This window comes from Petrotoga sp. 8T1HF07.NaAc.6.1 (assembly GCF_016772115.1).
Classification (GTDB): Bacteria; Thermotogota; Thermotogae; order Petrotogales; family Petrotogaceae; genus Petrotoga; species Petrotoga mobilis.
On record NZ_AUPG01000008.1, the window covers coordinates 80890 to 104922 of the forward strand.

The 24033-nt window shown below is 35.0% G+C and carries 28 protein-coding genes; 3 read left to right on the plus strand and 25 right to left on the minus strand.

The genetic code is table 11. The features are described from left to right. Positions 1–3: 3 nt before the first annotated feature. The 25 genes from rpmC to NAAC61_RS06965 all read right to left on the minus strand — a co-directional run bounded on the left by rpmC (position 4) and on the right by NAAC61_RS06965 (position 21051). On the minus strand, positions 4–204 hold the full coding sequence (rpmC, locus tag NAAC61_RS06845; protein WP_012208609.1) for a 50S ribosomal protein L29: 201 nt from the start codon (positions 202–204) through the stop codon (positions 4–6). Beyond that, positions 204–629, minus strand: a complete 426-nt coding sequence (rplP, locus tag NAAC61_RS06850) for a 50S ribosomal protein L16 (RefSeq protein ID WP_012208610.1) — start codon at positions 627–629, stop codon at positions 204–206. Before rplP ends, rpmC begins: the two co-directional genes overlap by 1 nt. A 169-nt stretch (positions 630–798) precedes the next feature. Continuing rightward, positions 799–1431, minus strand: coding sequence for a 30S ribosomal protein S3 (gene rpsC / locus NAAC61_RS06855; RefSeq protein ID WP_012208611.1), 633 nt, complete (start codon positions 1429–1431; stop codon positions 799–801). A 15-nt stretch (positions 1432–1446) separates the two neighbouring features. Next, positions 1447–1896 carry a 50S ribosomal protein L22 gene (gene rplV / locus NAAC61_RS06860; RefSeq protein ID WP_012208612.1) on the minus strand — a complete coding sequence of 150 codons (450 nt, stop codon included), beginning with the start codon at positions 1894–1896 and terminating at the stop codon, positions 1447–1449. A 12-nt stretch (positions 1897–1908) separates the two neighbouring features. Next, a complete protein-coding gene (gene rpsS, locus NAAC61_RS06865) occupies positions 1909–2202 on the minus strand; it encodes a 30S ribosomal protein S19 (RefSeq protein ID WP_012208613.1) in 294 nt (97 codons plus the stop codon). Between the two features lie 146 nt (positions 2203–2348). Then, positions 2349–3173, minus strand: coding sequence for a 50S ribosomal protein L2 (rplB, locus tag NAAC61_RS06870; protein ID WP_103065578.1), 825 nt, complete (start codon positions 3171–3173; stop codon positions 2349–2351). 16 nt (positions 3174–3189) lie between these two features. Then, positions 3190–3486 (minus strand): 50S ribosomal protein L23, encoded by a 297-nt coding sequence (rplW, locus tag NAAC61_RS06875; protein ID WP_012208615.1) that lies wholly within the window; start codon positions 3484–3486, stop codon positions 3190–3192. Beyond that, entirely contained in the window at positions 3486–4151 is a 666-nt protein-coding gene (rplD, locus tag NAAC61_RS06880) for a 50S ribosomal protein L4 (RefSeq protein WP_121514867.1), read from the minus strand. The genes rplW and rplD overlap by 1 nt, the downstream gene beginning before the upstream one ends. Positions 4152–4167: 16 nt before the next feature. Then, positions 4168–4809 carry a 50S ribosomal protein L3 gene (gene rplC, locus NAAC61_RS06885; RefSeq protein WP_121514868.1) on the minus strand — a complete coding sequence of 214 codons (642 nt, stop codon included), beginning with the start codon at positions 4807–4809 and terminating at the stop codon, positions 4168–4170. Between the two features lie 59 nt (positions 4810–4868). After that, on the minus strand, positions 4869–5180 hold the full coding sequence (gene rpsJ, locus NAAC61_RS06890; protein WP_121514869.1) for a 30S ribosomal protein S10: 312 nt from the start codon (positions 5178–5180) through the stop codon (positions 4869–4871). 76 nt (positions 5181–5256) lie between these two features. Continuing rightward, positions 5257–6456: an elongation factor Tu gene (tuf, locus tag NAAC61_RS06895; RefSeq protein ID WP_012208619.1), complete on the minus strand. Its 1200-nt coding sequence runs from the start codon at positions 6454–6456 to the stop codon at positions 5257–5259. A 36-nt stretch (positions 6457–6492) separates the two neighbouring features. Then, positions 6493–8580 carry an elongation factor G gene (fusA, locus tag NAAC61_RS06900; protein WP_012208620.1) on the minus strand — a complete coding sequence of 696 codons (2088 nt, stop codon included), beginning with the start codon at positions 8578–8580 and terminating at the stop codon, positions 6493–6495. Between the two features lie 27 nt (positions 8581–8607). Continuing rightward, positions 8608–9075, minus strand: a complete 468-nt coding sequence (gene rpsG / locus NAAC61_RS06905) for a 30S ribosomal protein S7 (RefSeq protein WP_012208621.1) — start codon at positions 9073–9075, stop codon at positions 8608–8610. A gap of 19 nt (positions 9076–9094) precedes the next feature. Next, complete coding sequence (gene rpsL / locus NAAC61_RS06910) at positions 9095–9469, minus strand: 30S ribosomal protein S12 (RefSeq protein ID WP_012208622.1); 375 nt, start codon at positions 9467–9469, stop codon at positions 9095–9097. Positions 9470–9673: 204 nt separating this feature from the next. Then, positions 9674–11794 (minus strand): ATP-dependent helicase, encoded by a 2121-nt coding sequence (locus tag NAAC61_RS06915; RefSeq protein WP_202695572.1) that lies wholly within the window; start codon positions 11792–11794, stop codon positions 9674–9676. 15 nt (positions 11795–11809) lie between these two features. After that, positions 11810–13054, minus strand: coding sequence for a sigma-70 family RNA polymerase sigma factor (locus NAAC61_RS06920; protein ID WP_012208624.1), 1245 nt, complete (start codon positions 13052–13054; stop codon positions 11810–11812). 62 nt (positions 13055–13116) lie between these two features. Continuing rightward, positions 13117–14433 carry an RNA-guided endonuclease IscB gene (iscB, locus tag NAAC61_RS06925; RefSeq protein ID WP_012208625.1) on the minus strand — a complete coding sequence of 439 codons (1317 nt, stop codon included), beginning with the start codon at positions 14431–14433 and terminating at the stop codon, positions 13117–13119. A gap of 322 nt (positions 14434–14755) precedes the next feature. Further along, complete coding sequence (gene dnaG, locus NAAC61_RS06930) at positions 14756–16495, minus strand: DNA primase (RefSeq protein WP_012208626.1); 1740 nt, start codon at positions 16493–16495, stop codon at positions 14756–14758. Positions 16496–16539: 44 nt separating this feature from the next. After that, positions 16540–16947, minus strand: coding sequence for a 30S ribosomal protein S9 (gene rpsI, locus NAAC61_RS06935; protein ID WP_012208627.1), 408 nt, complete (start codon positions 16945–16947; stop codon positions 16540–16542). A gap of 15 nt (positions 16948–16962) precedes the next feature. After that, positions 16963–17418, minus strand: a complete 456-nt coding sequence (rplM, locus tag NAAC61_RS06940) for a 50S ribosomal protein L13 (protein WP_012208628.1) — start codon at positions 17416–17418, stop codon at positions 16963–16965. A gap of 13 nt (positions 17419–17431) precedes the next feature. Beyond that, positions 17432–17992, minus strand: coding sequence for an ECF transporter S component (locus NAAC61_RS06945; RefSeq protein ID WP_202695573.1), 561 nt, complete (start codon positions 17990–17992; stop codon positions 17432–17434). Positions 17993–17999: 7 nt separating this feature from the next. Continuing rightward, positions 18000–18269 carry a 50S ribosomal protein L27 gene (gene rpmA, locus NAAC61_RS06950; protein ID WP_012208630.1) on the minus strand — a complete coding sequence of 90 codons (270 nt, stop codon included), beginning with the start codon at positions 18267–18269 and terminating at the stop codon, positions 18000–18002. 4 nt (positions 18270–18273) lie between these two features. Next, positions 18274–18570 carry a ribosomal-processing cysteine protease Prp gene (locus NAAC61_RS06955; RefSeq protein WP_012208631.1) on the minus strand — a complete coding sequence of 99 codons (297 nt, stop codon included), beginning with the start codon at positions 18568–18570 and terminating at the stop codon, positions 18274–18276. Between the two features lie 5 nt (positions 18571–18575). Next, positions 18576–18890 carry a 50S ribosomal protein L21 gene (rplU, locus tag NAAC61_RS06960; RefSeq protein WP_012208632.1) on the minus strand — a complete coding sequence of 105 codons (315 nt, stop codon included), beginning with the start codon at positions 18888–18890 and terminating at the stop codon, positions 18576–18578. Positions 18891–19008: 118 nt separating this feature from the next. Continuing rightward, positions 19009–21051 carry a transglycosylase domain-containing protein gene (locus tag NAAC61_RS06965; protein WP_202695574.1) on the minus strand — a complete coding sequence of 681 codons (2043 nt, stop codon included), beginning with the start codon at positions 21049–21051 and terminating at the stop codon, positions 19009–19011. Between the two features lie 480 nt (positions 21052–21531). On the opposite strand from NAAC61_RS06965, the gene NAAC61_RS06970 reads away from it, so the two are divergent. From NAAC61_RS06970 to NAAC61_RS06980, 3 genes are all read left to right on the plus strand, one after another. Then, entirely contained in the window at positions 21532–22287 is a 756-nt protein-coding gene (locus NAAC61_RS06970) for a YebC/PmpR family DNA-binding transcriptional regulator (RefSeq protein ID WP_103065587.1), read from the plus strand. Between the two features lie 71 nt (positions 22288–22358). Further along, on the plus strand, positions 22359–23126 hold the full coding sequence (locus tag NAAC61_RS06975) for a hypothetical protein (RefSeq protein WP_121958976.1): 768 nt from the start codon (positions 22359–22361) through the stop codon (positions 23124–23126). A 15-nt stretch (positions 23127–23141) separates the two neighbouring features. Next, on the plus strand, positions 23142–23951 hold the full coding sequence (locus tag NAAC61_RS06980; protein WP_202695575.1) for a CheR family methyltransferase: 810 nt from the start codon (positions 23142–23144) through the stop codon (positions 23949–23951). The last annotated feature ends 82 nt before the right edge of the window (positions 23952–24033 follow it).

Here is a 24033-nt window from a genome sequence, read left to right on the forward strand (position 1 = left end):
AATTTACCTCCTTATTCCGAGTTCCCTTTCTTTGAGGATGGTCTTTATTCGAGCTATATCTTTCTTAACTTGCTTGATACTTGAAGAATTTTTTAGTTGTCCAAGTTCGAGTTGAAACCTCAATTGAAATAATTTTTCCTTCAAATTGTTTAATTCTTGATTGAGCTCTTCGTCTGTTAATTCTCTCATCTCAGTTATTCTCATCAGAGCTCCCCTCCTATTTCATATCTTTGAACTATCTTAGTCCTTATCGGTAGCTTGGAGGCGGCATACTCTAAGGCCCTTTTGGCAGTTGCTTCATCGACTCCACCTATTTCAAACATCACTCTTCCTTTCTTTACAACCGCTACCCAACCTTCCACATCACCTTTACCTTTTCCTTGCCTTGTTCCAATTCCTTTAGAAGTTATTGGCTTATCGGGAAAAATGTTAATCCATATATTTCCCGTTCTTTTTAATGTCCTTACCATAGATAACCTACATGCTTCTATCTGTTGAGCGGTTATCCATGAGCTTTCCATCGCTTTTAATCCCCAGTCGCCGAAATGCACCAAACTAGCACCTTTTGTCATTCCCCTGACTGTTCCGCGTTGTTGTTTTCTGTATTTTACTCTTTTAGGCATCAACATTTAGGATTTCCTCCTTTTTACCATTTCTACGATCTTTAACTTGCTTAGCGCCCCTTCGCCCCGCTCCCCACCCATCAGGATGGAAGAAGGAGATCTTCACTACGTTCCCCACCTATAAGGACGGAAGAAGGAGATCTTCACTACGCTCTCTATCCATTTGGAAAGATTATTAAATCAGCGTATCACCATGATAGACCCAAACTTTTATCCCTATGGTACCATATTTAGTTTGAGAATGAACAACAGCGTAATCTATGTTTGATCTCAAGGTTTGAAGAGGCAATCTTCCCTCCATATACCATTCTGTTCTCGCTATTTCGGCACCACCGAGTCTACCAGAAACCATTATTTTCACACCTTTAGCGCCTCTTCTCATGGCGTTGGTTATAGCTCTTTTCATTGCAACTTTGTGCGAAACCCTTCTTTGCAGTTGACCGGATACATCTTCAGCTATGAGTTGAGCAACAACGTAAGGATTTTTTACTTCTTCAGCGTAGACCTTAATATTTTTATCCCCTACAATGTTTTTCAAATCATCTCTAATTTTTTTCATTTCTGCGCCTTTTCGTCCAATCAAAATTCCTAATCTGGCACCATAAATATCTATTCTTATTGACGAATCACTGGGTCTTTCAATTAATATCTCTGAAATTCCAGCAGCTTCGTAATTGGATTTTATATAATCTCTTATTTTTTCATCTTCATGCAAATAATCAGAATAATTCTTTTCGTTAAACCATACAGATTTCCAAGTTTTATTGTTTCCTAACCTGAAACCGTTTGGGTGCACTTTTGATCCCACTTATTTCACCTCACTTTATTTATCAGCACTTTTGTCTCTTACGGTTATATAAATATGGCTCATTCTTTTTTGAAGAATATCTGCTCTTCCATGAGACCTTGGCCATAATCTTTTGAGTCTAGGACCTTCATTCACCATTATCTCAGAAACATAGAGATTTTCAGCGTTTAATCCAAAATTATTTTCAGCATTCGCAATTGCGGACATCAAAGTTTTATATAGTATACGTGCGGATTTTTTTGGACTAAAAGTGAGTATTTGAAGTGCTTCACTTATATCTTTATTCCTTATTGAGTTTGCCATAGATCTAGCTTTTCTAGGTGATATTCTTACATATTTTGTGACTGCTCTAGCTTCAACAATTGGTTCAGAGGCTTCTTTCTCTTTTCTCATTCTGTGGTATACAGATCTTTTTACTTTTCTACCATCTTCTTGAACTCTGGAAACATTAGTATTAGTAGCCATGAACTACCCTCCTCAACCTTGCTTTTCTATCTTTCCTTTAACAGCTTTTTTGTCTGGATGTCCTCCAAACCTTCTGGTTGGAGAAAATTCTCCCAATCTGTGACCAATCATTTGTTCAGTTATATAAACCGGTATGTGTTTCATTCCGTTATGAACTGCTATTGTATGTCCAACCATTTCTGGCAGGATCATCGAGGCCCTTGACCAAGTTTTAATAACCTTTTTTTCACCCTTTTCGTTCATCTCTCTAATCTTTTTGATAAGACTTGGATGAACATAAGGACCTTTTTTTAAAGACCTTCCCACCTACTGCACCTCCTTGCTCTTCATTCTAGGTACCTTTAGAAACTCTAAAAGCTTGTTAATAGCGCCCCTTCGCCCCGCTGCCCACCCATAAGGAAGGGGTTTGCGGTTCCTTAAACTTCGCTCCCCACACATAAAGATAAAAATGCTTACTTTACTCTTCTTCTTACTATAAATTTATCGGATTGTTTTTTTCCTCTTCTTGTTTTATAACCTTTAGCAGGGGTTCCCCAAGGAGATTTAGGAATATGACCTTTGCTTCTTCCTTCTCCACCACCCATTGGATGATCTACTGGATTTTGTACCATACCTCTTACTTTGGGTCTTCTTCCTAACCATCTGATTTTTCCTGCTTTACCGTAAACTTCATTGGAGTGGTCTTCGTTCCCTACTACTCCGATGGTAGCCATACAACTTAAACGAACTCTTCTCAACTCACCAGAAGGCATTTTTAAAAGTGCATATTTGCCTTCTTTAGCCATTAACTGTGCATAAGTCCCTGCAGATTTTGCTATTTTTCCACCTCTACCAGGTTCAAATTCTATATTGTGCACAAGAGTTCCTAGAGGAATATTCTCCAAAGGTAAGCTGTTACCTACTTTGATTTCAGCTTTTGCACCACTCATTACAGTTTCTCCTACATGTAATCCCTTGGGAGATAATATATACCTTTTTTCTCCATCGGCGTATACCAATAGAGCTATCCTTGCACTTCTGTTAGGATCGTATTCTATTGAAGCAACTTTTGCAGGGATATTTATTTTGTCTCTTTTAAAGTCTATTATTCTGTATTTTCTTTTGTGCCCACCACCTCGATGCCTCATTGTAACTCGACCATAATGGTTCCTTCCACCTGTTTTTTTCAAGGGTTCGAGTAAACTTTTTTCGGGTTCGACTTTTGATAATTCAGAAAAATCAGATGTCGTCATATATCTTCGCGAAGGTGTTACAGGTTTGTATTGTTTTAACGCCATTATTTATCCACCTCTCTTACAGACTGCCTTGCAATTCTCTGATTACGTATCCTTCTCCTAATTTAACTATCGCTTTTTTCCATCCTCTTGTATATCCTTCACTTCTTCCCAATCTTTTTGGTTTGGGTTTCATATTCATTACGTACACTTTCTCTACTTTGACTTTGAATATTGTCTCAATGGCTTCCTTTATTTCTGGCTTGGTAGCTTCTTTCATGACTTCAAATGTATATTTGCGTTCTTGCATGAGAGAATAGGTTTTTTCTGTTAAGATCGGCCTAGTAATTATATCATAAGCTTTTTGAAGTTCCATCAGCCGATCACCTCCTCGATTTTATTCACCATTTCCTTGGTAAGCACAATTTTCTCGTTATTTATTAAATCAAATACATTTAAACCGTCTACATTCTTTTTGTTTTGACCAGGGTTATCCGCTATAATTACTTTGACTTTTGGCAAATTTCTTGCAGATAGCTTAAAGTTTTCGTATTGTTCCTGGTGATAAGGAAATAAAAATAAGACCTTTGTATCTTCCATACCAAATTTAGCTAAAATATTTTTTACATCTTTCGTTCTTGGTTTTTCGAATTTAACCTCATCTAAAACAATTAAATTGTTTTCTCTATACCTGACACTCAACGCAGATTTTAAAGCTAGTCTTTTCATTTTTTTGTTGAGATCTTTGTGAAATTCCCTAGGTTTTGGTCCAAAAGTTACTCCACCGTGTCGGAAAAGAGGAGATCTAATTGATCCGGCTCTTGCTCTACCTGTATGCTTTTGAGGCCATGGTTTTCTGCCTCCTCCACTGACTTCACTTCTTGTCTTTGTCGAAGCTGTTCCTGCCCTTTTGTTGGTCAATTGCATATCAACGTATCTATATAGTACATCCATATTTGGGTCTATATTAAAGATTTCGTCTTTAATATCTAACGTGCCAACTTTTTCATTTTGAATATTGTATATATCTATCTGCGACATTTACTAATCAACCTCCCTACTTCGTTTTTGGGCGTTTTGCCTTTACGGCTTCTCTTATTGTTACCAATCCGCCCCTCGCTCCTGGAACTCCACCTTTGACCGCTATTAGATTGTTTTGTACATCAATGTAAACTATCTCTGAGTTTTGAATGGTTACTCTTTCATTTCCGTATTGACCTGGCATCTTTTTTCCTTTGAAAACTTTTGAAGGAAATGTTGCCATTCCTGTAGATCCTAAACCTCTATGAAATTTTGAACCGTGTGTGTCTTCACCACCTCTAAAATTCCATCTTTTCATAACTCCTGAGTATCCTCTTCCTTTTGAATTGCCTATTAAATCAATCTTTTCTCCTTCAGAAAAAATTGTTACATCAATTTTTTGACCGATTTCGTAATCATCTACGTTGTCTACTCTAAATTCCCTTAAATACCTTAAAGGTTGCACTTGTGCTTTTTTGAAATGACCCATCAATGGCTTGTTTGCTTTTCTTTCTGGTATCTCTTCAAAACCTATCTGTATAGCGTTGTAACCATCTGTTTCTACAGTTTTCTTTTGAACTACCACACATGGTCCAGCTTTGATGACTGTCACCGGGATGGCTTTATCATCTTTAAAAACACGAGTCATTCCAACTTTTTTACCTAAAATACCTTTCATTTTTACACCTCCAGAGCCCGAATGATATCCGTCTTATTTTTTTAAAATTTACAATGACATCAAGCTTTTATGTCTACAGATACTCCCGCTGGAATATTAACTTTCAACAGTTTAGTAACCGTATCGGATGAAGCATTGTATATATATATCACTCTTTTATGAACAACCTTTTCAAATTGTTCCATTGAATATGAATATTTGTGCGGGGACCTTATAACTGAATACACGGTTCTCTTATTTGGCAGTGGAATTGGACCAGAAACTTTAGCTTCGGTATCTTTTACAGCATCGATGATTTTTTTTGATGATTCGTCGAGTAATCTATGGTCGTATCCTTTCAGCCGTATTTTTATGTACTTATTACTGGCCATATTTTTTTAAAAGCCTCCTTTTAACTCATTAGTAAGGGGAGCTGAAGCTCCCCGTACAATTATACTTTCAGATTTATTATTCAATTATTTCTGTAACAACACCAGCACCTACTGTCCTTCCGCCCTCTCTTATAGCGAATCTCATACCTTCTTCGAGAGCTACAGGATATATCAATTCTACTGTCATATTGATATTGTCGCCAGGCATTACCATCTCTGCACCACTGGAGAATTCTACAAGAGTCCCTGTAACGTCGGCTGTCCTAATATAAAATTGAGGTCTGTAACCTTTAGTGAAAGGTGTGTGTCTTCCTCCCTCTTCCTTTTTCAATACGTATACCTCAGCCTTAAATTTTTTATGTGGAGTGATTGAACCTGGAGCAGCAAGAACCTGACCTCTTTTTACTTCATCTTTTTCTATACCTCTTAAGAGACATCCAACGTTATCTCCTGCTTCACCTTCATCCAATATCTTTCTAAACATCTCAACACCAGTTACAACGGTCTTTTTTGTTTCATAGCTCAAACCAATTATTTCAACTTGATCTCCAGTGTGAACGACACCTCTTTCAATTCTTCCAGTGACAACTGTTCCCCTTCCAGTAATACTGAAAATATCTTCTATGGGCATTAAGAAAGGTTTGTCGATTTCTCTTACTGGATCTGGGAAGTAAGAATCAACTGCATCCATAAGTTCATATATCTTTTGTGTCCAAGGACCATCTGGGTTATCTTCTTCCAACGCCTTTAGGGCTGAACCCCTTATAACAGGAACTTCATCTCCAGGAAATTCATAGCTGTTTAGGAGATCTCTTACCTCCATTTCTACTAAGTCAATTAATTCTTCGTCGTCAACCATGTCAACTTTGTTAATGAATACAACTAAAGCTGGAACGTTAACCTGCCTTGCCAACAAAACATGTTCTCTAGTTTGTGGCATAACACCATCAGTTGCGGCTACAACTAAGATAGCTCCATCCATTTGAGCTGCTCCGGTTATCATATTTTTTATGTAGTCCGCATGACCTGGACAATCTATATGTGCGTAATGTCTTTTATCTGTTTGATATTCAACGTGTGAAACGTTGATGGTGATTCCTCTTGCTTTTTCTTCAGGGGCTTTATCTATCATGTCAAAAGGTGTGAAATCTGCCCCACCTTTGTAAGATAAAGCCTTGGTAATAGCAGCGGTTAAAGTTGTTTTCCCGTGGTCAATATGACCGATAGTCCCTACGTTCATGTGAGTCTTTGCCCTAACAAACTTCTCTTTAGCCATTGTTCTATCTCCTCCTTGTAAATTATATTATCAAACTTATTCTCTACTTAATAGTTTTTGAGTTACTTGCTCCGGAACTTCCTCGTAATGAGAAAATTGAATAGAACTTGTTGCCCTTCCTTGAGAAAGAGATCTCATTATGGTGGCATATCCGAATAATTCTGATAATGGAACCTGAGCGTGAACTACTCTGGTATTTGTCCCTCCAACGTTTTCAAAACTTTCTATTCTTCCTCTTCTTGAACTTAAATCTGCAATTATATCTCCCATATATTCTTCTGGAGTAGTAACGTCCACTTTCATGACTGGCTCTAATAAAACAGGCTTAGCTTTTTTTATGGCGTCTTTAAAAGCCATAGATGCAGCTATTTTAAATGCCATTTCTGAAGAGTCAACTTCATGGTAGGAACCATCAAAAACCTCGACTCTAATAGCAACCATCGGATAACCTAGTAAGACTCCATCTTGCATACTTTCTTTTACACCATTTTCTATGGCCGGTATATATTCTCTTGGTATGACTCCTCCTACTATTTTATCGACAAATTCGAATTCTTTTTCACTATTCAAAGGCAGTGGCTCAACTCTAAGTTTAACATGTCCATACTGCCCTCGACCTCCCGTTTGCCTGATATATTTGCCTTCAGCTTCGGATGGGAGTTTAATAGTTTCTTTGTATGCCACACGCGGCTGACCTACTTTAACGTTTACCTTGTATTCTCTTTTAATTCTATCAATTATTATTTCTAAGTGCAATTCTCCCATTCCAGATAATATGGTTTCTCCAGTATCGTGGTCGACGTAGCTTCTTAAACTTGGGTCTTCCTCTGTCAAAGCATTTAGAGCTTTCCCCAATTTAGCTTCATCATCTTTGGTTTCAGGTTCTATAGAAACAGAAATAACAGGTTCTGGGAATTCAAGTTTTTCTAAAACCAAATTGCATTCTTTATCTGAGAGTGTATCACCAGTGGAAGTATCTTTTAAGCCAATTAATCCTACGATGTCTCCAGCCCTTATGTAATCAACTTCTTCCCTTTTGTCGGCATGGAGAAAAACAAGTCTAGATACCCTTTCTGTTTTATTTTTAGTTGTATTAACTACGTAGCTTCCTTTATTTAAAGTACCCGAATAAACTCTAGCAAAAGTTAACTTACCAATAAAAGGATCCGCCATTATTTTAAAAGCCAACGCAAAAAAGTCTCCATCTTCGAATGGAAGAATATCTTTTACGAACTCTCCCGTCGTTCCATCAAAAGCCTTAACAGGAGGCATATCTAAAGGCGAAGGCAGGTAATCAATAACTGCATCCAACAAAGGTTGAACTCCTTTGTTTTTAAACGCACTTCCACAAAGAACAGGTACAATTTTGCTTTGTATGGTTGATGTTCTTATGGCTTCTTTTAATTTATCTACAGGAATTTCTTCCTCTTCTATGTAAAGCTCCATTATATTTTCATCAACTTCGGCAACTGCAGCAATTAAGTCTTCTCTCTTAGATTCACAAAAATCTATTAAATTGGACGGAATACTCCTTTTCTCAATTATTTGACCATTTTCATCTGTCCAATAAAGTGCTTCCATAGTTAGTAAATCAACTACACCTTCAAACTCAGCCTCAGAACCAATTGGAACTTGCAAAGCTATAGGATTAGCCCCCAACTTATCTTTCATTGTTTGTATAGCATTAAAAAAATTCGCTCCAATTTTATCCATTTTATTCATAAAGGCGATTCTCGGCACTCTATACCTATCAGCTTGACGCCACACTGTTTCAGATTGTGGCTCGACCCCAACTTGAGCGTCGAAAACAGCAATAGCCCCATCTAAAACACGTAATGATCTTTCTACCTCAACGGTAAAATCAACGTGTCCTGGTGTGTCAATTATATTTATTCTATGATCCTTCCAAAAAGCAGAAGTCGCTGCAGAGGTTATGGTAATTCCTCTTTCTTTTTCTTGCTCCATCCAATCTGTTTCGGTTGTGCCTTCATCAACATTTCCTAATTTGTGTTTTGTCCCCGTATAAAATAAAATTCTTTCGGTAGTAGTTGTTTTTCCTGCATCTATATGAGCAACTATTCCTATATTTCTTATTTTTTCTATGGGGTATAATCTTTCTTTCAAAACAATCCCTCCTACTAAGCTGCTAAACTACCATCTGAAATGTGCAAAAGCTCTGTTTGCTTCAGCCATTCTATGAACGTCTTCTTTCTTTTTCACAGAAGGTCCCGTATTGTTGTAGGCGTCTATCAGTTCTTGAGATAATTTACTAACCATATCTCTGCCTTTTTTTGATTGTGCAGAGGTAACTATCCATCTTATTGCTAAAGATGTGGCTCTGTTTTCCGGTACTTCAAAAGGTACTTGATATGTTGAACCCCCCACCCTTCTTGATCTTACTTCTACCACAGGTTTAACATTATCTATCGCTTTATGAAAAGCCTCTATTGGATTTTCTTTTGTAGCTTCAGCCAACCTCTCCAAAGCAGAATACACTATTTGTTGTGCTAAAGATTTTTTTCCATCATACATCAACCTGTTTATAAATTTGGAAAGTAAAATATCCCCATAAATAGGATCTGGAACTATGTTTCTTTTTTCAGCAGTCCTTCTTCTCATTCAGTAAAGAGCCTCCTTATTAAGCCTTGGGTTTTTTGGTACCGTATTTACTTCTACCTTGTTTTCTACCTTCAACACCGGCAGCATCCAAAGTCCCTCTGATTATCTTATACCTAACACCAGGTAAGTCTTTTACCCTTCCACCTCTTACCAAAACGTTAGAGTGTTCTTGTAGGTTATGACCTTCTCCAGGTATATAACAAGTTACTTCGATTCCATTCGATAGCTTAACCCTTGCAATCTTCCTTAAAGCTGAATTAGGTTTTTTCGGGGTCATAGTTGAAACCCTTACACAAACACCTCGTTTTTGAGGGTTACCTCGTAATGCAGGAGATTTGGTCTTTTTCTTTACAGATGTTCTTCCGTACCTTATTAATTGATTAATCGTTGGCACTTAGATTTCTCTCATTTCAAGGGAAGCCATTAAATAAATGCCCTCAAAAATGAGAGTTCACCTCCTTCTGCTTTATTTTAATTTATATTAGTGTAATATATATTTTTCGTATATTTGAAAAAATAAGAAAACGCCAGTGGATATTTTACATTATTGGACCTTAATTAAAAATTAATTAAATATAACAATTTAAATAATTTACGGTTATTTATATTTGATTTTCAAACGATTGACCGTTTCCTCCGGAATTTTTTTGATAAAATCGTTTTCTTTTTTTACAAAATAAAATGAATTTTTTAGATACGGGTTGGTTGTACCGGTTAGCTGTTTCAAAATGTATAATTCATTCTTTGCTCTTGTTATGGCAACATAGAAGAGCCTTTCTTCTTCATCTAATTTTTGTTCTTTAATTGCAAGTCCGTTGGGAAAATCTCCTGGATTCACCGATATGAGAATAACTACTTTCCATTCCAATCCCTTAGCCCCATGAATCGTTGTGAGCGTTAACTTATTCTCATCTTTATCCCTACTCGCAGGTATTACTCCTATCTCTTCACTAAGCGTCAAATCTTCTATAAAAGCGCTTACCGAATCATAACGACTGGCAATTTCACTGAATCTTTCAATATCCATGTTCCTTGATTTAGAATCTGCATAAGTTAAGAAAGAATATTCTTGGTAGAAATCTTTATAAATGGTATCTATCAACTCATCAGGACTACTTTCTTTATTATCGAAAAGTTTTGTTAATAATTCCAAGGGTGTTTTGAACTTATTTATTTCAGTTTCCTTCAATATATTTGAGATGTTATCTTTTTCTTCTCCTTGACCCCGCTCGGGGCTTTTCCCTATTCCAGTTTCAATCTCTTCATAGATCTTAGATGCAGTTTTGTTACCAATTCCAGGAAATAATTTTAAAATCCTACTCCACGAAATCTTATCTAAAGGATTGTTTAATACCTTTAAAAAAGCCAATATATCTTTTATATGTGCCGTTTCGATGAATCTCAATCCTGATAGTATTCTGTAAGGGATACCTTTTGAATCCAATTTTTGTTGTAACACCATAGATAACGAATGCGATCTATATAGCACAGCGATATCTTTATAATCTAAACCTTCTTTTAATTTATCTTCTATGATTTTGACTACGGCATCTGCTTGTTCCAAATCGTCAAAAGTTTCCACAACGAAAGGTTTTAAATAACTTTTTCTCTTAGGTTTAAGGACTTTAGGAACAGAATTAGAAGGTATTAGGTGATTAATCAAACCAACTATATCAGAGGTACTTCTGTAATTACTTTGTATCTTGAAAACCTTTGTTCTTTCATCGTCTATAAAATCTTTTACGTTTTTAAATAAAGCTCCTCTGAATGAATATATACTTTGAGAATCGTCTCCAACAACTATCAGATTCCCATGAACCGATGATAAAGCCTCAACCAATTCTATTTGAATTTTGTTGGTATCTTGAAATTCGTCAACTAAAACATATTTAAATTGGCTTGAACACTTGTTTAGTACTTCTGGATGAGTTTTGAATAAAACTAAAGTATTTACTAACAGATCATCATAGTCCATTGCATTCATATCTTTTTTTAATTGGATATATATACTCCATATTTGCTCAATATCTCTTTCAAAATTCAACAAATATGGGGCTCTTTCAAGTATTGATTCTCTTAAAGAGGTCAATGTGTTACATGAATAACTTATAATTTTCATTATTACTTCTTCTTTTGGAAGCTTGTAATTATCACTGATTTCTTTGATGTACTCGCTTTTAGCCATTTTTAACAAATCTTTTGAATCTTCTTTGTCGAGGATGCTGTAATTATTTTTATAGTCTAAAAGCGTGGCGTACTTTCTAAGAATAGAATTACATACATGATGGAATGTACCAGCTAGCATTTTATCTATATTTCTATTGGTAACATTCTTTACCCTTTCTATCATTTCCCTTGCCGCAGCCCTGGTGAAGGTGACTAATAAAATATTTTCAGGTTCAACTCCATTATTCAACAAATAAGCAATTTTATAGGTTATTACTCTAGTTTTACCAGAGCCAGGACCAGCAACTATTATCGATCTTCCTTCTGATTTTATAACAGCTTCTCTTTGTTCTTCATCCAACTCATTTTCGAATAAAGATGACGGGCTTCCGCCACTTAAGGAGGGGAATTTTTCCTTGACCCCGTTCGGTGTGTTTCCTTGAACTCCCTTCGGGGTGTTCTCCTCAACCTCGTTCGGGGTGTTTCCTTGAACCCCCTTCGGGGTGTTTTTTTCTCCCAAAAAGAGGAAATCATTCCCCTTGTTTTTCGCCATTTATTTCCACTCCCGTTATATGTCCTTCTTTTCTATCATATCGCTTATTTCTTTTAATTGCAAGCTTCTGGAGGGATGCCTTAACTTCCTTAAGGCTTTTACTTCAATCTGCCTTATCCTTTCTCTTGTTACGTTGAAGAAGTTTCCAACCTCTTCCAGTGTTTTCATTTTACCGTCAAGCAAGCCATATCTCATTTTTAACACCGTAGCTTCCTTGGGCCTTAAAGATTCCAAAACTTTTTCAATTTCTTCTTTAAGTATCATTCTCACCGCAATTTCCTCTGGTTGATCAGCTTCAGAGTCCTCTAAAAAATCACCTATATAAGCTTCTTCATCATCAGAACCACTTATTGGTGCATCAACGGAAATGATCTCTTTAGTTGCCAATAAAATTTCATCCATTTTTTCTAAAGGTTTATCCAGTAATTCTGCTAACTTTTCGGTAGAGGGGTATTCACCTGTTTCTTGGAGGTGTTTTCTAATAACTATGTTCATCCTGTTTATAGATTCAACCAAATGAACAGGTATTCTAATTGTTCTAGCTTGATCGGCTATAGCTCTGGTGATAGCTTGCCTAACCCACCAAGTAGCATAGGTTGAGAATTTAAAGCCTCTTTTCCAGTCAAATTTTTCTACGGCTCTAATTAAACCTATATTCCCCTCTTGAATCAAATCCAAAAAGGTTAATCCTCTTCCTGTGTATCTTTTGGCTATACTAATCACCAATCTTAGATTTGCCTTCACCAATTCGTCTTTGGCTTTTTTGTCGCCTTTCTTAGCTCTTATAGCAAGCTGCCTTTCCCTGGAGGGAGTTAAAAGTTTGATTCCCCCTATTTCTCTCAAATAAATCTTTATGGGTTCATTTACGGCAGAGTTGTCGAATATCTGAGATTCCCTTTCTTGAAAAAGCTCCTCTAACCCATCGTTAAAAAATTCTTCTTCCTCTTGGATTTGGTCCTCTTGGGAGGATTCTATAATTTCTATCCCTTCTGATTCGAGCTTTTCATGGATCTTATCTAAAAAGCTGCCGTCAATCACATCAGATAAGTTATGAGGTATGCATTCATCTATATCTCGATAAGTTATGGTATTGTTCTTCTCTTTAGCTATTTCAATAAGTTTTTCTAAACCTCTCTCAAGTTCTTCTATATAACATTCTTTGTCTCTTTTAACCCTTATTTTATCTTGATCAACGATCTCAATTTTTTCAATTTCTTCTATTAATTCTGAAAAATCCACCTTTTTCTCAAGCTTTTCCATAAAAAAATCTGCAGGGGACTCACCACTTTAATGGTGAGAGGAACGCAGAATCTTTCCTCCTTTTAAGATATTTGATATCCATAACCGTCATTTTTTTGTAGTAATGTAAGATATTTTGGATGTACATCACCAACACCATTTAATAAAAAGCTTGGCCTATGTCGTATTGCAATGCGTCCAATATGGATACCCATATTTTTTCCTTTTGGTATAACTGCCAACACTATATCGCCTGTTTTGTATCCCATATATGTTCGTTCTTTTGGACGATATTTTTTTGGGAATCCGTATTTATCTACAAAACACATTCTACGCATTCCATGACCCATTGCTTTGATCTCTAAAACTTGCATATCAGGTTCAATTTGAACGTTTTGACCACTTTCTCCAACACAAGCTGCATCTATCCAATGCTTTTTAGGATAGTTTTGTGTCTCACGATTGTACTTTGTTCGTCCTCCTGTTCCAACTTCAATAGGTAATTCTTCCTTACCTGCCGTGAGGCTGTTTCCTCGTAATTGATTGAATATATACCAACGTGTAGCATTGAGTGCTGCTGTATCTTTGAGTGGTCTCTTTGATTCTGATTTGATCTGTTTCAGCCTTTCTGGATTATTTGTTAAAAATTCTTCAATTGATTGATTACCTTTCTTCTGATTGCATTCGTGGCAAGCTAATGTAAGGTTACTTATCCTGTCACTTCCACCTTTAGATTTAGGTACGATATGTTCTATTTCTAACGGTACATTCTCTTTACCACAATATACACATTTCCTACCCCATTTCTCAAGAAGGTACTCTTTTATTTCGTATCCATACAACGTTCCTCGTTGATACTCTATTCCATTAATTTCTGGATCTTGTAGTTTTTGAGTATCAAAACGTACTAATTCCAATGAAATACCTGTAATTGGTGAAAAGCGTCGAATACGTTTAATCCATGTGAGTATATTTTCTACACGGCTTATAAGACTAGGTGGTAACCAACCTTTTGAACGTTTTCTGTTGTCAAACCTTGCTATACGATACCTTATCTTTCGGTTTCTTCGTGAACGTCTTACACCTCTACGAGTATCTAATGCTTTTTTGATACTTTGACCTCTGTGATGAATCTCAGCACCCCAAATTACTTTCTTACCGTTCTTAAAATCGCCTACTAAAGTAACTCCAGTGATCTTACTTCCAGGATCGATCTTAACCTGTATAGGTTGCGTGTCGCCGCCTTCACGATCTTTTAGAATAATTGTGAATGGATGGTATCGAAATACTGCTGCTTTACCTTTCTTCAATAACTCTCTTGCCCTAGCAGGATGACATGGCATAAGTGGTTGTTTGTTTTTATCTAATACAAAAACTCGTTGTACAGATTCCTTTTCCATGGAAGTTACCTTCCTCTCCCTTTCGGGTTAAAGTGAGCCTCGCCAATGTTATTCTGGCTTTTTACATTCAACACACTGGTTTCAACCCCGTATACCTGTTTAATGTTGAACGACAGGGCTTGGAACTGGCTCCAGCATTCCAAGGTGTCATGACCAGAATAACGTAGTTCTTCAAATTTGCCGTGAGGCTGTCTTCGAACTTAGGCTGGTCAACTCCGAGGCTTCAAGCCTCCGTCTTTAGACGGGGGTAGTTGACAGGGAACGTTATTAGATCGCTTAATAAACAAATAAAATTCTAATTTTAAAGTGTGTAATATACTATTCAATTGACTATTTTTAATTTTGAATAAAGTTGTATGATTTGAGACGTAATATTCGTCTTTTCCGAAAGATCTTTTGTTTCATGAAGTTTTTTCTTCAACTCTTCTATTTGTTCATTTATTTTTGTTCTCCTAATACTTTCTTTTAAAGAAGAAAGAATCCTCTCAGGATTAAAAAAATATTCAATCTTCCAAACCTCTACTATCAATTCACTTAGTTCTTTTGAAGAATTTTCAAGTAGAAACCCAATATCTGAACTTTGTGAGGTTAAAGTAAAAAATTCTTTGAGCAACTGACTAGAAAAATCTTCCTCGCTGAAATAATTTTTGAGTATCTCTCTATAGTGAGGATATTTAATCCATAGGTATAAATAAGATTTCGCAATATCGTATCTTATATCCTTTTCTACGTAAAGAGTATCTTTCGTTTGAGAATTAGACTCATTTGAAGCAGAACTTACAGGTATTAGTGCAGAAGTTCTTTCTAGTATTTTTTGAATATACTCGGTACCTTTTCCCGTTTTTTTTGAAATATTTTCAATAAAACTTTGTAAATAACTTATTCTTCCAACATCTTCAAATTTTTTGTACCATCTTGACATCTCTTTTAAGTATTTCTCTAAAGCAAATTCATTACTTAAATCGTATTTTTCTGAATAATAATCAACGATGAACTCATGAAATTTGTAGGAGTTTTTTAATATTTCGGCGATGTATTTGTTATCGTGCTTCTTGGTTAGTTCGTCAGGATCTTTAGTAGGATACTTTGAAACTGCTATTTGGAAATCCTTAGCAAATAAAGCATCTATGGTGGATAAAGTGGCTTTTTGACCAGATTCATCCATATCGTACATCGTAATTACTTTGTTAGTTGCTTTCAACAATTCAACGGCGTGATCTTTTGTAAAGGCAGAACCTAAAATACCCACAACATTTTTGAAATCTAATTTGTACATGGAAATTACATCAAAGTAGCCTTCAACCAGTATTACAAAATCATTTTCTTTTATGAATTTTTTGTTTTTATGATACCCGTAAAGTATTTTAGATTTTTTAAAAAACTTATTTTCAGGAGTATTCAGATACTTGGGTGCATTCGTGTCTTCTTCTATTTGCCTACCTGCAAAGCCAACTAGCTCTCCATCATTGTTTCTTATTGGGATAATTAAACGATTATAAAAAAACTCTTTTTCTCCATTGATCAACAAACCAGTATTCTTTGCAATGTCTTTATCAAAAAGATTTTCTTCGATCACTTTTTGAATTTCTGAGCCCGTGGCAAACCCTAATTCAAATTCTTCTACTAACTCTCTAGTTATCTCTCTCTTTTTCAAATACTGCCAAACTTTATGATTAGAAGAGAGGTTGAGAAGATTATAGTTATAAAGTTTGGAAACTTCTTCATTAAAAATTATCTCCACAGGTTTTTCTTTTTGAGTTATATCTAATTCAATTCCCGCATAAGTAGCTATTTTTTTTAAGGCATCCAAAAAACTAATTTGTTCATACTTTTCCAAAAAAGTGATCACATCACCATGAGCTCCACATCCAAAGCAATGGAAGGTTTGGGTTTCAGGAAATATATAAAAAGATGGGGTATCTTCTGCATGAAAGGGGCATAAAGCTGTGTAATTTTTTCCCCTTTTAGAAAGAGACAAATAAGAATTGACGAAATCAACTATATCAACTTTATTTTTAATTTCGTCAATTACTTTTTTCAGACTATCATAATTTCTGCTCATAAACTTCACTATTCCTTAAAAATACGAAACAGATAAAACAGTACTCATCTTTTTGAAAATTGAGCTCTTTTTCTAGCTTTTCTCAAACCATATTTCTTTCTTTCTACTTCTCTTGGATCTCTAGTTAAGAGACCTTCTTTCTTCAAAATAGGTCTGAAGGATTCATCGTAGGAAAGTAAAGCCCTGGCAATTCCAAGTCTAATGGCACCAGCTTGGCCACTCAATCCTCCACCATTAACCCTTATAACTAAATCAAATTGTCCATTTGTAGATGTGACGGTGAGTGGTTTTAAAGCTTCTATTTCCCATACCTCGTTGCCTCTTAAATATTCTACCAAACTTTTGTATTCTTTTCCATTTATTTTTATCTTACCGTTGCCTGGCCTTAAATGTACCCTTGCCACGGCTGTTTTTCTTCTCCCGGTACCGTAATATTCGATAAGTTCTGCCATTCGAATACCTCCTGATTAAATATTTTCTATTTTTATCTCTTTTGGATTCTGAGCTTGGTGTGGATGATCAGGACCAACATATACCTTTAGTTTCTTCATCATATGCTTGGCTAAAATAGTTTTGGGCATCATACCTTTTACAGCTAGCTGAATTATCCTTTCAGGGTGCTTACTTTGCATCTGTTCAAAAGAAATTTCCTTGAGCCCTCCAGGATAACCACTGTATCTTCTGTATATTTTGTTTTCTTTTTTGTCCTTCGAAAGTTTTATTTTTTCCGCATTCACTACAACAACAAAATCCCCACTATCTATATATGGTGTATAGGTCGGTTTGTGTTTCCCCTGTAGTATTTTTGCAATCCTCGATGCCAGTCTTCCTAGTGTGTAGTCTTTTGCATCGATCAAGAACCATTCTCTTTTTATATCTTCTTTCTTAGCGGTATATGAAGGCTGCACTAATTTAGAATTCATTTCAAAAACCTCCTCATTCTTCTGATTTTGTTTGAGCGAAACTTGTTATTTTAGTTTTTTTCAATAAAAAATGCGAAATAGACGAATCCACAAAAAACTTAATGAAATTAAACAATAGAACTAGTAAAAAAAACAATTGCAAACTTATGCCTATGTTGCTAACGAATTGTGATGTTGGTTGATTAGTATAAACTGGTATCGCTACAAAATAATTCAACCCGTACGCTACAACCCCCGTCAGTAAAGAAGAAATTACGTAATTAATCCAGTTGTTCAACTTAACAAAATTTTTTAATAGATACAACGTCGTTATAAAAGCGGTTCCAGCTATAAAATTCATCAATATGCCGATTAAACCACCATCACCCGCTCTAAAAATAAATAAAAAGCTTTTTATTACAAGGGTGAAAAAACCCGGGAAAAAACCATAGGCCATTGTAACCAAAATAATCAAACTGTCACTGGGATCGAATTTTAGAAACGGCAACAAAGGTATTATTGGAAATTCTATAAAAGTTAAAAGAAATGAAAGTGCCCCAAAAATCCCGACAATTGCTACTCTTCTACCATGCATAAACGAATCAGTCCTTTAGGGCATAAACATCTACAAACTTCCTGTTGTTTTTTGTTTTAAACTTAACTACACCGTCTATTTTAGCAAATATGGTGAAGTCTCTCCCTATTCCAACGTTTTCCCCAGGATGAATTTTAGTGCCTCTTTGCCTAACAATTATTGTACCGGCTCTAATTTTTTTTCCGTCAGAAGCCTTCACTCCAAGATACTTGGGGTTGCTATCTTTTTTATTTACATCAGAACTTTTTTTGGCAAAAAGTTGTAAATCTATTTTCATAATCTTATCTAACCTCCACTTTAAGATTTCTTGGGTAATCTTTAGATATGGCAACCAAACTTTTTAGCAAGTAATCTAATAACAAATTGGAGAGGTGAGTTTCTTGCTTGAGCGAAATCTTTAAATAACCCTCTCTTTTCTCAATATGACCTAAACTTTCATTTTTTAGAATTTCAGCAACAAATTGAGTTAAAACACTGACAGCACTGCAAACTATATCGTTACCAAAAGAAGAAAATTCAGCATGTCCAAAAATTTCTACACTGGGTCTTTCAGAATTGTTATAAATTGCCGTAATCATTGGCGTTATCCTTCAATTTCTTTTATTTTTAGAGCAGTATACTCTTGTCTATGACCTTTTTCTCTTCTATAATTTTTTCTTCCTTCAAATTTGATTATTTTTACCTTCCTATCTTTTCCATGCTCTACAACTTCGGTAATCACTTTTGCTCCCTCAACATAAGGTTTCCCAGCTTTCTTTTCTTCTTCTTTACTTAGATAAATAACTTTGTCTAATACTACCTCGTTACCTGGATCCACATCTTTTACTTTTTCAGTGTAAATCACTTGATCTTTTTCTACCTTGTATTGTTTACCATTAAAATAAACTATAGCGTACACTTTTGCACCTCCGATCTCTCAAAATTTTCTAAAATCCATTTGCCTATTTTACCATCTAAATAAACGGGTAGTATTAATTAATTGTTAATTTTAAAAAAATAAAACTAGACATTTTTTACTATAAGAACTTTTCGATTACTTTAGCTTGATCAGGATATATGTATTTTATTTGATTATAAATTTCCAGTAATTGTGTTTGCACATCTTTATCAATATTGATGCCGTTCAAGTAACTTTCCAAATCGTAACCGTTTTGAATGAAGGAAAATGGTTCTTGAAAGAAATCCGTCAGATTCTCTTTTTTCCATTGCTCGATTTCTTTCGCCACATCAGGATAAAGATATTGAATTTCTCTCAAGGCTTCATTTATCTTTTTTTCAAGTTCTTTAAACGGATAATCTAACTTGACCGAATTTAAATATCCCACAATGTTTCCTCCTGTGGAAACGAAATCAATAGGGCTTTCAAAAAAAGAAATACTTTCTTGTATACTTTTTAAACTCAGATAAACATAAACCTCTTCACTTTGACCATAATAAAGTAAAGAAGTGGCAATTTCTCTTGCCCAGGGAACTGCGTTGTACGAAGATAAAAGATCTTCTCCTTTAACCATAGTGGACAACACCTCACTACCGGTGTAACCCATAAACCATGCTGATAAATCAGAAGTTCCAGTTTTACCATGTAAATCTAAATCTAAGACGTTTGCTCTTTGACCTGTTCCTTCCAGTACGACTTTTCTCATCAAAGTATTCATTGTGGCATATGAATCATTGGAAACACCTTCAATTTTTCTTTCAACATTTGGATATCTTTTATATATTAAATTCCCTTTCTTATCGTAAACTTCTGAAATTATGTACGATGATGGAATGATACCGTAATTTGGGAAGATTGAATAAGCTTTTGTAAACTCGTATGGACTTGTCTCTAAAGTTCCCAACGCTAAAGTTAAATCATTCGGATATTTACCTTGAACTCCCACTACATTTGAAAGAAAATTTTTAATAGTTTCTATAGACCTTTGAGGAGATATATCTATATGAGAAGCAAGGTAGATTGATGGAATGTTTATAGAATCGACTAACGCTTCTTCTAAAGTAACCGTTCCTCTATATATTTTATCAAAGTTTTCTGGAGCCCAATCACCAAATTTCATAGGCTGATCGGGAAGTGTTGTATCTTTATCATAGCCATTTTCCAAAGCCAAAAGATAATAAAATGGTTTAATAGCAGAACCAACCTGTTGTTGAGAATAAAAAACATCGTATTCTCCACCCCAAAAACTTAATATCTCACCTGTTTTGTTGTTGATAACAATTGCGGAGGTTGATGAGTCTACAGTAACAGTATCAAATAGATTTTTATTAAAGGTGGTCTTTACAGTATAACCACCTCCTTTTAAACCTATAGCTTCTTCCTCCGCTTTGATTCTATAAATTAAATTTAAATACCTTTCATCGTAAGTCTGAGGATAAAAAACCATCTTATTTATTTTTTCTTTAACGTCGTCTTTTTCTTCCATTATGAAATTGTTAGGCAACGAATTTAAAACTATCATCCCCTGATTTTTAGCTCTTTCTGGGTATTTATAGGGATTGTAAACTTCTGGTCCGTTTATGATCCCTATTAAAACTAGCATCTCTTCATAACTTAAATTTTGTAGCTCTTTTCCGTAATATCTTTCCGCTGCAGCCCCAAATCCTGAAATGTCGTTCCCCAAATAAACACTGTTCATATAAGCTTCCAAAATTTCTTCTTTGGTATAAGACCGTTCCAGAAAAAAAGCAAGCATAATATCCATTATTTTTCTCTTAATAGTTCTTTCATTTGTGAGATAAACAGTTTTGGCAAGCTGTTGAGTCAGGGTGCTCCCACCTTGGACTATAGAAAAGTTCTTTATGTTTGTTAATGCTGCTCTGGTTAAAGACTTAACATTGATTCCATTATGTTCGTAAAACTCCCTATCTTCCGTCCACAAAAGGAAGTATATTAATTCTGGAGGCATCTCGTCTAACTTAACATACTTGTATTTTGTAGAAAGTATTTGTTCTCCATTATCGAATAGATAAGTGTTGTACTTTGGATCAACAAGAAAAATAGATGTAGAATCGTTGTAATAATCGTATACATAGAAGAATAAAGCTAAAAAAATTACCATTCCGGTAAAAAAGCCTATAATGAAACTCTTTATAAAAAAACACCTCCACTTGTTTGCAGCCTTATGCAAAAAGTTTTTTGCTGCTTTATGCAAAATGGTTCTTTATAATGCCTTAGAACTAACTTCCAAATTCTCATTTGCGAAGCAAATGATGTACGGGGACCTTAAGGGGGTCACCCCTTAACGTTTAAGGATATCATACCATATTTTGATTTATATTTTTTGAAAATTTGAGTAATAAATTATATTATAAAAAATATTTTGCTTGTTTTTCCAAATAAAAAATGTTAAAATAATGGTGAAAGAATTTATAAGTACAACAAATTTCTCATAAAAGTTAAAAAATAGCAATTAAATTGATAAAAAACAAAAATGCTTATGTAATCCTTAAAAGTATAATAGTTTTTGTCAAAAATTTAATTGGCTCAAAGAACCGCAATAAAAATAATTTATTCATTGTTTGTGAGGAGGTTGAATATTATGTCAGGACATAATAAATGGGCAAATATTAAACACAGAAAGGGCGCACAAGATGCAAAAAGATCCCAAATGTTTACGAAACTCATCAGAGAGCTTACAATAGCTGCTAGAGAAGGCGGAGGAGATCCAGAATCTAATCCACGCTTAAGAACCGCGGTAGAAAACGCCAAAGCAGCTAACATGCCTAAAGACAAGATCGAATCAGCTATCAAAAAAGGAACCGGTGAATTAGAGGGTGAAGAACTCACCGAAATAATGTACGAGGCATACGGTCCAGGCGGAGTTGCACTCCTAATTTCAGTTGTAACCGATAACAAGAATCGAACTGCTCAAGAAGTTCGCCATGTTCTTTCAAAATGGGGAGGAGCTTTGGCAGAATCAGGTTCTGTTTCATGGAATTTCGAACGAAAAGGACTAATAACCATCCCCAAAGAAGAAGTTGAAGATATTGACGAGCTAATGTTACTTTCGGTTGAAGCTGGCGCAGAAGATTTAGATGAAAACACCGATCCTTTAGAAATTATAACCGCCCCGGAAAATCTGACTCAGGTGAGAAATGCTTTAAAAGAAGCAGGTTATACCGTCTCTGAAAAATTAACCTTTTTGCCTAAAACAACCGTTAAGCTTTCTGATGAAGACGCTGAAAAGTTATTAAAATTGTTAAACGCCTTGGATGATATGGATGACGTCCAAGAAGTATTCGGAAATTACGAGATCGACGATGAAGTAATGGAAAGACTTGCTGCAAATATTTAAGAGCCCATAAATGGGGACGAAAGTCCCCATTTTAAATTATTTGGTAATTATTTGGGAAAGGATAATTGCAAATGAAAAGATTTCCCTTAGTACTTATATTAATTACATTAATATTCTCCACCTTGAATTTTGCCTCTAGTCCCTCTAAGGTACTTTTTCTAAGTGATTTTACTCAATCTTTAAAAAACGAATTAATTTTTGATTTAAAGTTTGAAGATATTTACGAAACTAGGTTTAGTTTTGACTTTGAATCTTTAGAAAACGAAGTTAAATTATCGAACGTAGATAACGTAATTAATTATTTCAAATTTGATCAAGCAGGCTTCGAATTTTCGTATAGAAATCCCGGAAATAGAAAAGACCCATACTTTTTAACAGAAAGTTTTGATAGTTTTAGCATGGTATTGGACGATTATTTTGTACTAACCTTCAATGATTTGAAAATTGGGATTATCTTTAAAGAATCCCTTTTTAACATGTCCTTTTGGACTGAGGTTACAGACCTTTCTCAATCAAAAGTTGCCATGACTTTAGCAACTCCAAACAACTTGGGCATATCTCTAGGATTTGAAGATATTATGAAGTATTATTTTAGAGCCGGAGATTTACTTTTTTCTTTAGATGATAATGCTCTTGACTCTGTTTATATTTTGAACCAAGATTTTTTATTGGAGTACAATGCAAGCACCCAATCTCTTTGGGTTGATTCGATATATTTCGATAAAAATGATGAAAATTTCTATTTTCGAATACCTGTTACCAAAAATTTATTTTTTACTTATTCCAATCTTGGAATAGGAGTTTCTTTCTATGTAGAACTTTTAGGTGAAAATAACTAAATTTGGAGGAAAAAGATGTCAGAATTTTATTCTTCCCCTTTTGATGACGAAGACTATAAATTATTCTTGAAAAAGTTGGTAACCCATTTCAATCTAGATCTTTCTGGATACAAACAACACAGAGTAAGACGGAGAACGGATATATTACTCAAAAAATATGGTGTCAATTCGTATTCGGAGTATCTAGAATTATTACAGAAAAATAAGGACAAATGGCTCGAATTTTTAGATAAGCTCACAATCAATGTCACGGAATTTTTTAGGAACCCAGAGAAGTGGGAATATTTAAAACAAGAAATAATACCCGAATTCATTAAAAACTACAAGCCGAAGATAAAACTCTGGAGTGCAGGTTGTTCTACCGGGGAGGAACCGTACACCCTTGCTATCGTGTTAAATGAATTAGGTATCTCTGGCAAATCAACAATAATCGCTTCAGATTTTGACGAGGGAGCTTTAAAGCAAGCCAAACGTGGTATATATAATGAAAAAAGTTTAATAAACTTAAACGACGAATACATAAGAAAGTACTTCACAAAAACAGGAGAAGATAAATACGAAATAAAAGATTTCATCAAAAATAGCGTTACTTTCAACAAAATAAACCTCCTATTTGACGAATTTGAAAAGAATTTTGATTTAATCATATGTAGAAATGTCGTTATATACTTTGACAACGACGCTAAAGAAAAATTATACAAAAAATTTTATGATGCTTTGAATCCTGGAGGAGTGTTGTTCGTTGGCTCCACGGAAAGAATTTTCAATCATAAAGCCTTTGGTTTTACTTCCATTGCCCCTTTTTTTTACAAAAAAATTATTTAGTTAAGGGGGTAAAGCTTTCTGTTCTTCCCTATGTTGGGGAGCGGGGCGAAGGAGCTAATTCTTCTAAGCTTCCTTATGGGTG

What these genes read in the sequence shown, in the direction of transcription:
- rpmA (WP_012208630.1), bottom strand. Translation starts at nt 18,269, where the DNA reads ATGAAAATAGATTTACAACTTTTTGCCAAAAAAAGTTCTGATGTAAAT.
- rplP (WP_012208610.1), bottom strand. Translation starts at nt 629, where the DNA reads ATGTTGATGCCTAAAAGAGTAAAATACAGAAAACAACAACGCGGAACA.
- NAAC61_RS06920 (WP_012208624.1), bottom strand. Translation starts at nt 13,054, where the DNA reads ATGGAAAAGCTTGAGAAAAAGGTGGATTTTTCAGAATTAATAGAAGAA.
- NAAC61_RS06915 (WP_202695572.1), bottom strand. Translation starts at nt 11,794, where the DNA reads ATGGCGAAAAACAAGGGGAATGATTTCCTCTTTTTGGGAGAAAAAAAC.
- rpsJ (WP_121514869.1), bottom strand. Translation starts at nt 5,180, where the DNA reads ATGGCCAGTAATAAGTACATAAAAATACGGCTGAAAGGATACGACCAT.
- NAAC61_RS06945 (WP_202695573.1), bottom strand. Translation starts at nt 17,992, where the DNA reads ATGCATGGTAGAAGAGTAGCAATTGTCGGGATTTTTGGGGCACTTTCA.
- NAAC61_RS06970 (WP_103065587.1), top strand. Translation starts at nt 21,532, where the DNA reads ATGTCAGGACATAATAAATGGGCAAATATTAAACACAGAAAGGGCGCA.
- rplC (WP_121514868.1), bottom strand. Translation starts at nt 4,809, where the DNA reads ATGAAAGGTATTTTAGGTAAAAAAGTTGGAATGACTCGTGTTTTTAAA.
- rplD (WP_121514867.1), bottom strand. Translation starts at nt 4,151, where the DNA reads ATGTCGCAGATAGATATATACAATATTCAAAATGAAAAAGTTGGCACG.
- NAAC61_RS06965 (WP_202695574.1), bottom strand. Translation starts at nt 21,051, where the DNA reads ATGGTAATTTTTTTAGCTTTATTCTTCTATGTATACGATTATTACAAC.
- rplB (WP_103065578.1), bottom strand. Translation starts at nt 3,173, where the DNA reads ATGGCGTTAAAACAATACAAACCTGTAACACCTTCGCGAAGATATATG.
- NAAC61_RS06955 (WP_012208631.1), bottom strand. Translation starts at nt 18,570, where the DNA reads ATGATTACGGCAATTTATAACAATTCTGAAAGACCCAGTGTAGAAATT.
- rpsG (WP_012208621.1), bottom strand. Translation starts at nt 9,075, where the DNA reads ATGAGAAGAAGGACTGCTGAAAAAAGAAACATAGTTCCAGATCCTATT.
- NAAC61_RS06975 (WP_121958976.1), top strand. Translation starts at nt 22,359, where the DNA reads ATGAAAAGATTTCCCTTAGTACTTATATTAATTACATTAATATTCTCC.
- rplV (WP_012208612.1), bottom strand. Translation starts at nt 1,896, where the DNA reads ATGGCTACTAATACTAATGTTTCCAGAGTTCAAGAAGATGGTAGAAAA.
- dnaG (WP_012208626.1), bottom strand. Translation starts at nt 16,495, where the DNA reads ATGAGCAGAAATTATGATAGTCTGAAAAAAGTAATTGACGAAATTAAA.
- rpmC (WP_012208609.1), bottom strand. Translation starts at nt 204, where the DNA reads ATGAGAATAACTGAGATGAGAGAATTAACAGACGAAGAGCTCAATCAA.
- NAAC61_RS06980 (WP_202695575.1), top strand. Translation starts at nt 23,142, where the DNA reads ATGTCAGAATTTTATTCTTCCCCTTTTGATGACGAAGACTATAAATTA.
- iscB (WP_012208625.1), bottom strand. Translation starts at nt 14,433, where the DNA reads ATGGAAAAGGAATCTGTACAACGAGTTTTTGTATTAGATAAAAACAAA.
- rplM (WP_012208628.1), bottom strand. Translation starts at nt 17,418, where the DNA reads ATGAATTCTAAATTAGTGCAGCCTTCATATACCGCTAAGAAAGAAGAT.
- rplW (WP_012208615.1), bottom strand. Translation starts at nt 3,486, where the DNA reads ATGGAACTTCAAAAAGCTTATGATATAATTACTAGGCCGATCTTAACA.
- rpsI (WP_012208627.1), bottom strand. Translation starts at nt 16,947, where the DNA reads ATGGCAGAACTTATCGAATATTACGGTACCGGGAGAAGAAAAACAGCC.
- tuf (WP_012208619.1), bottom strand. Translation starts at nt 6,456, where the DNA reads ATGGCTAAAGAGAAGTTTGTTAGGGCAAAGACTCACATGAACGTAGGG.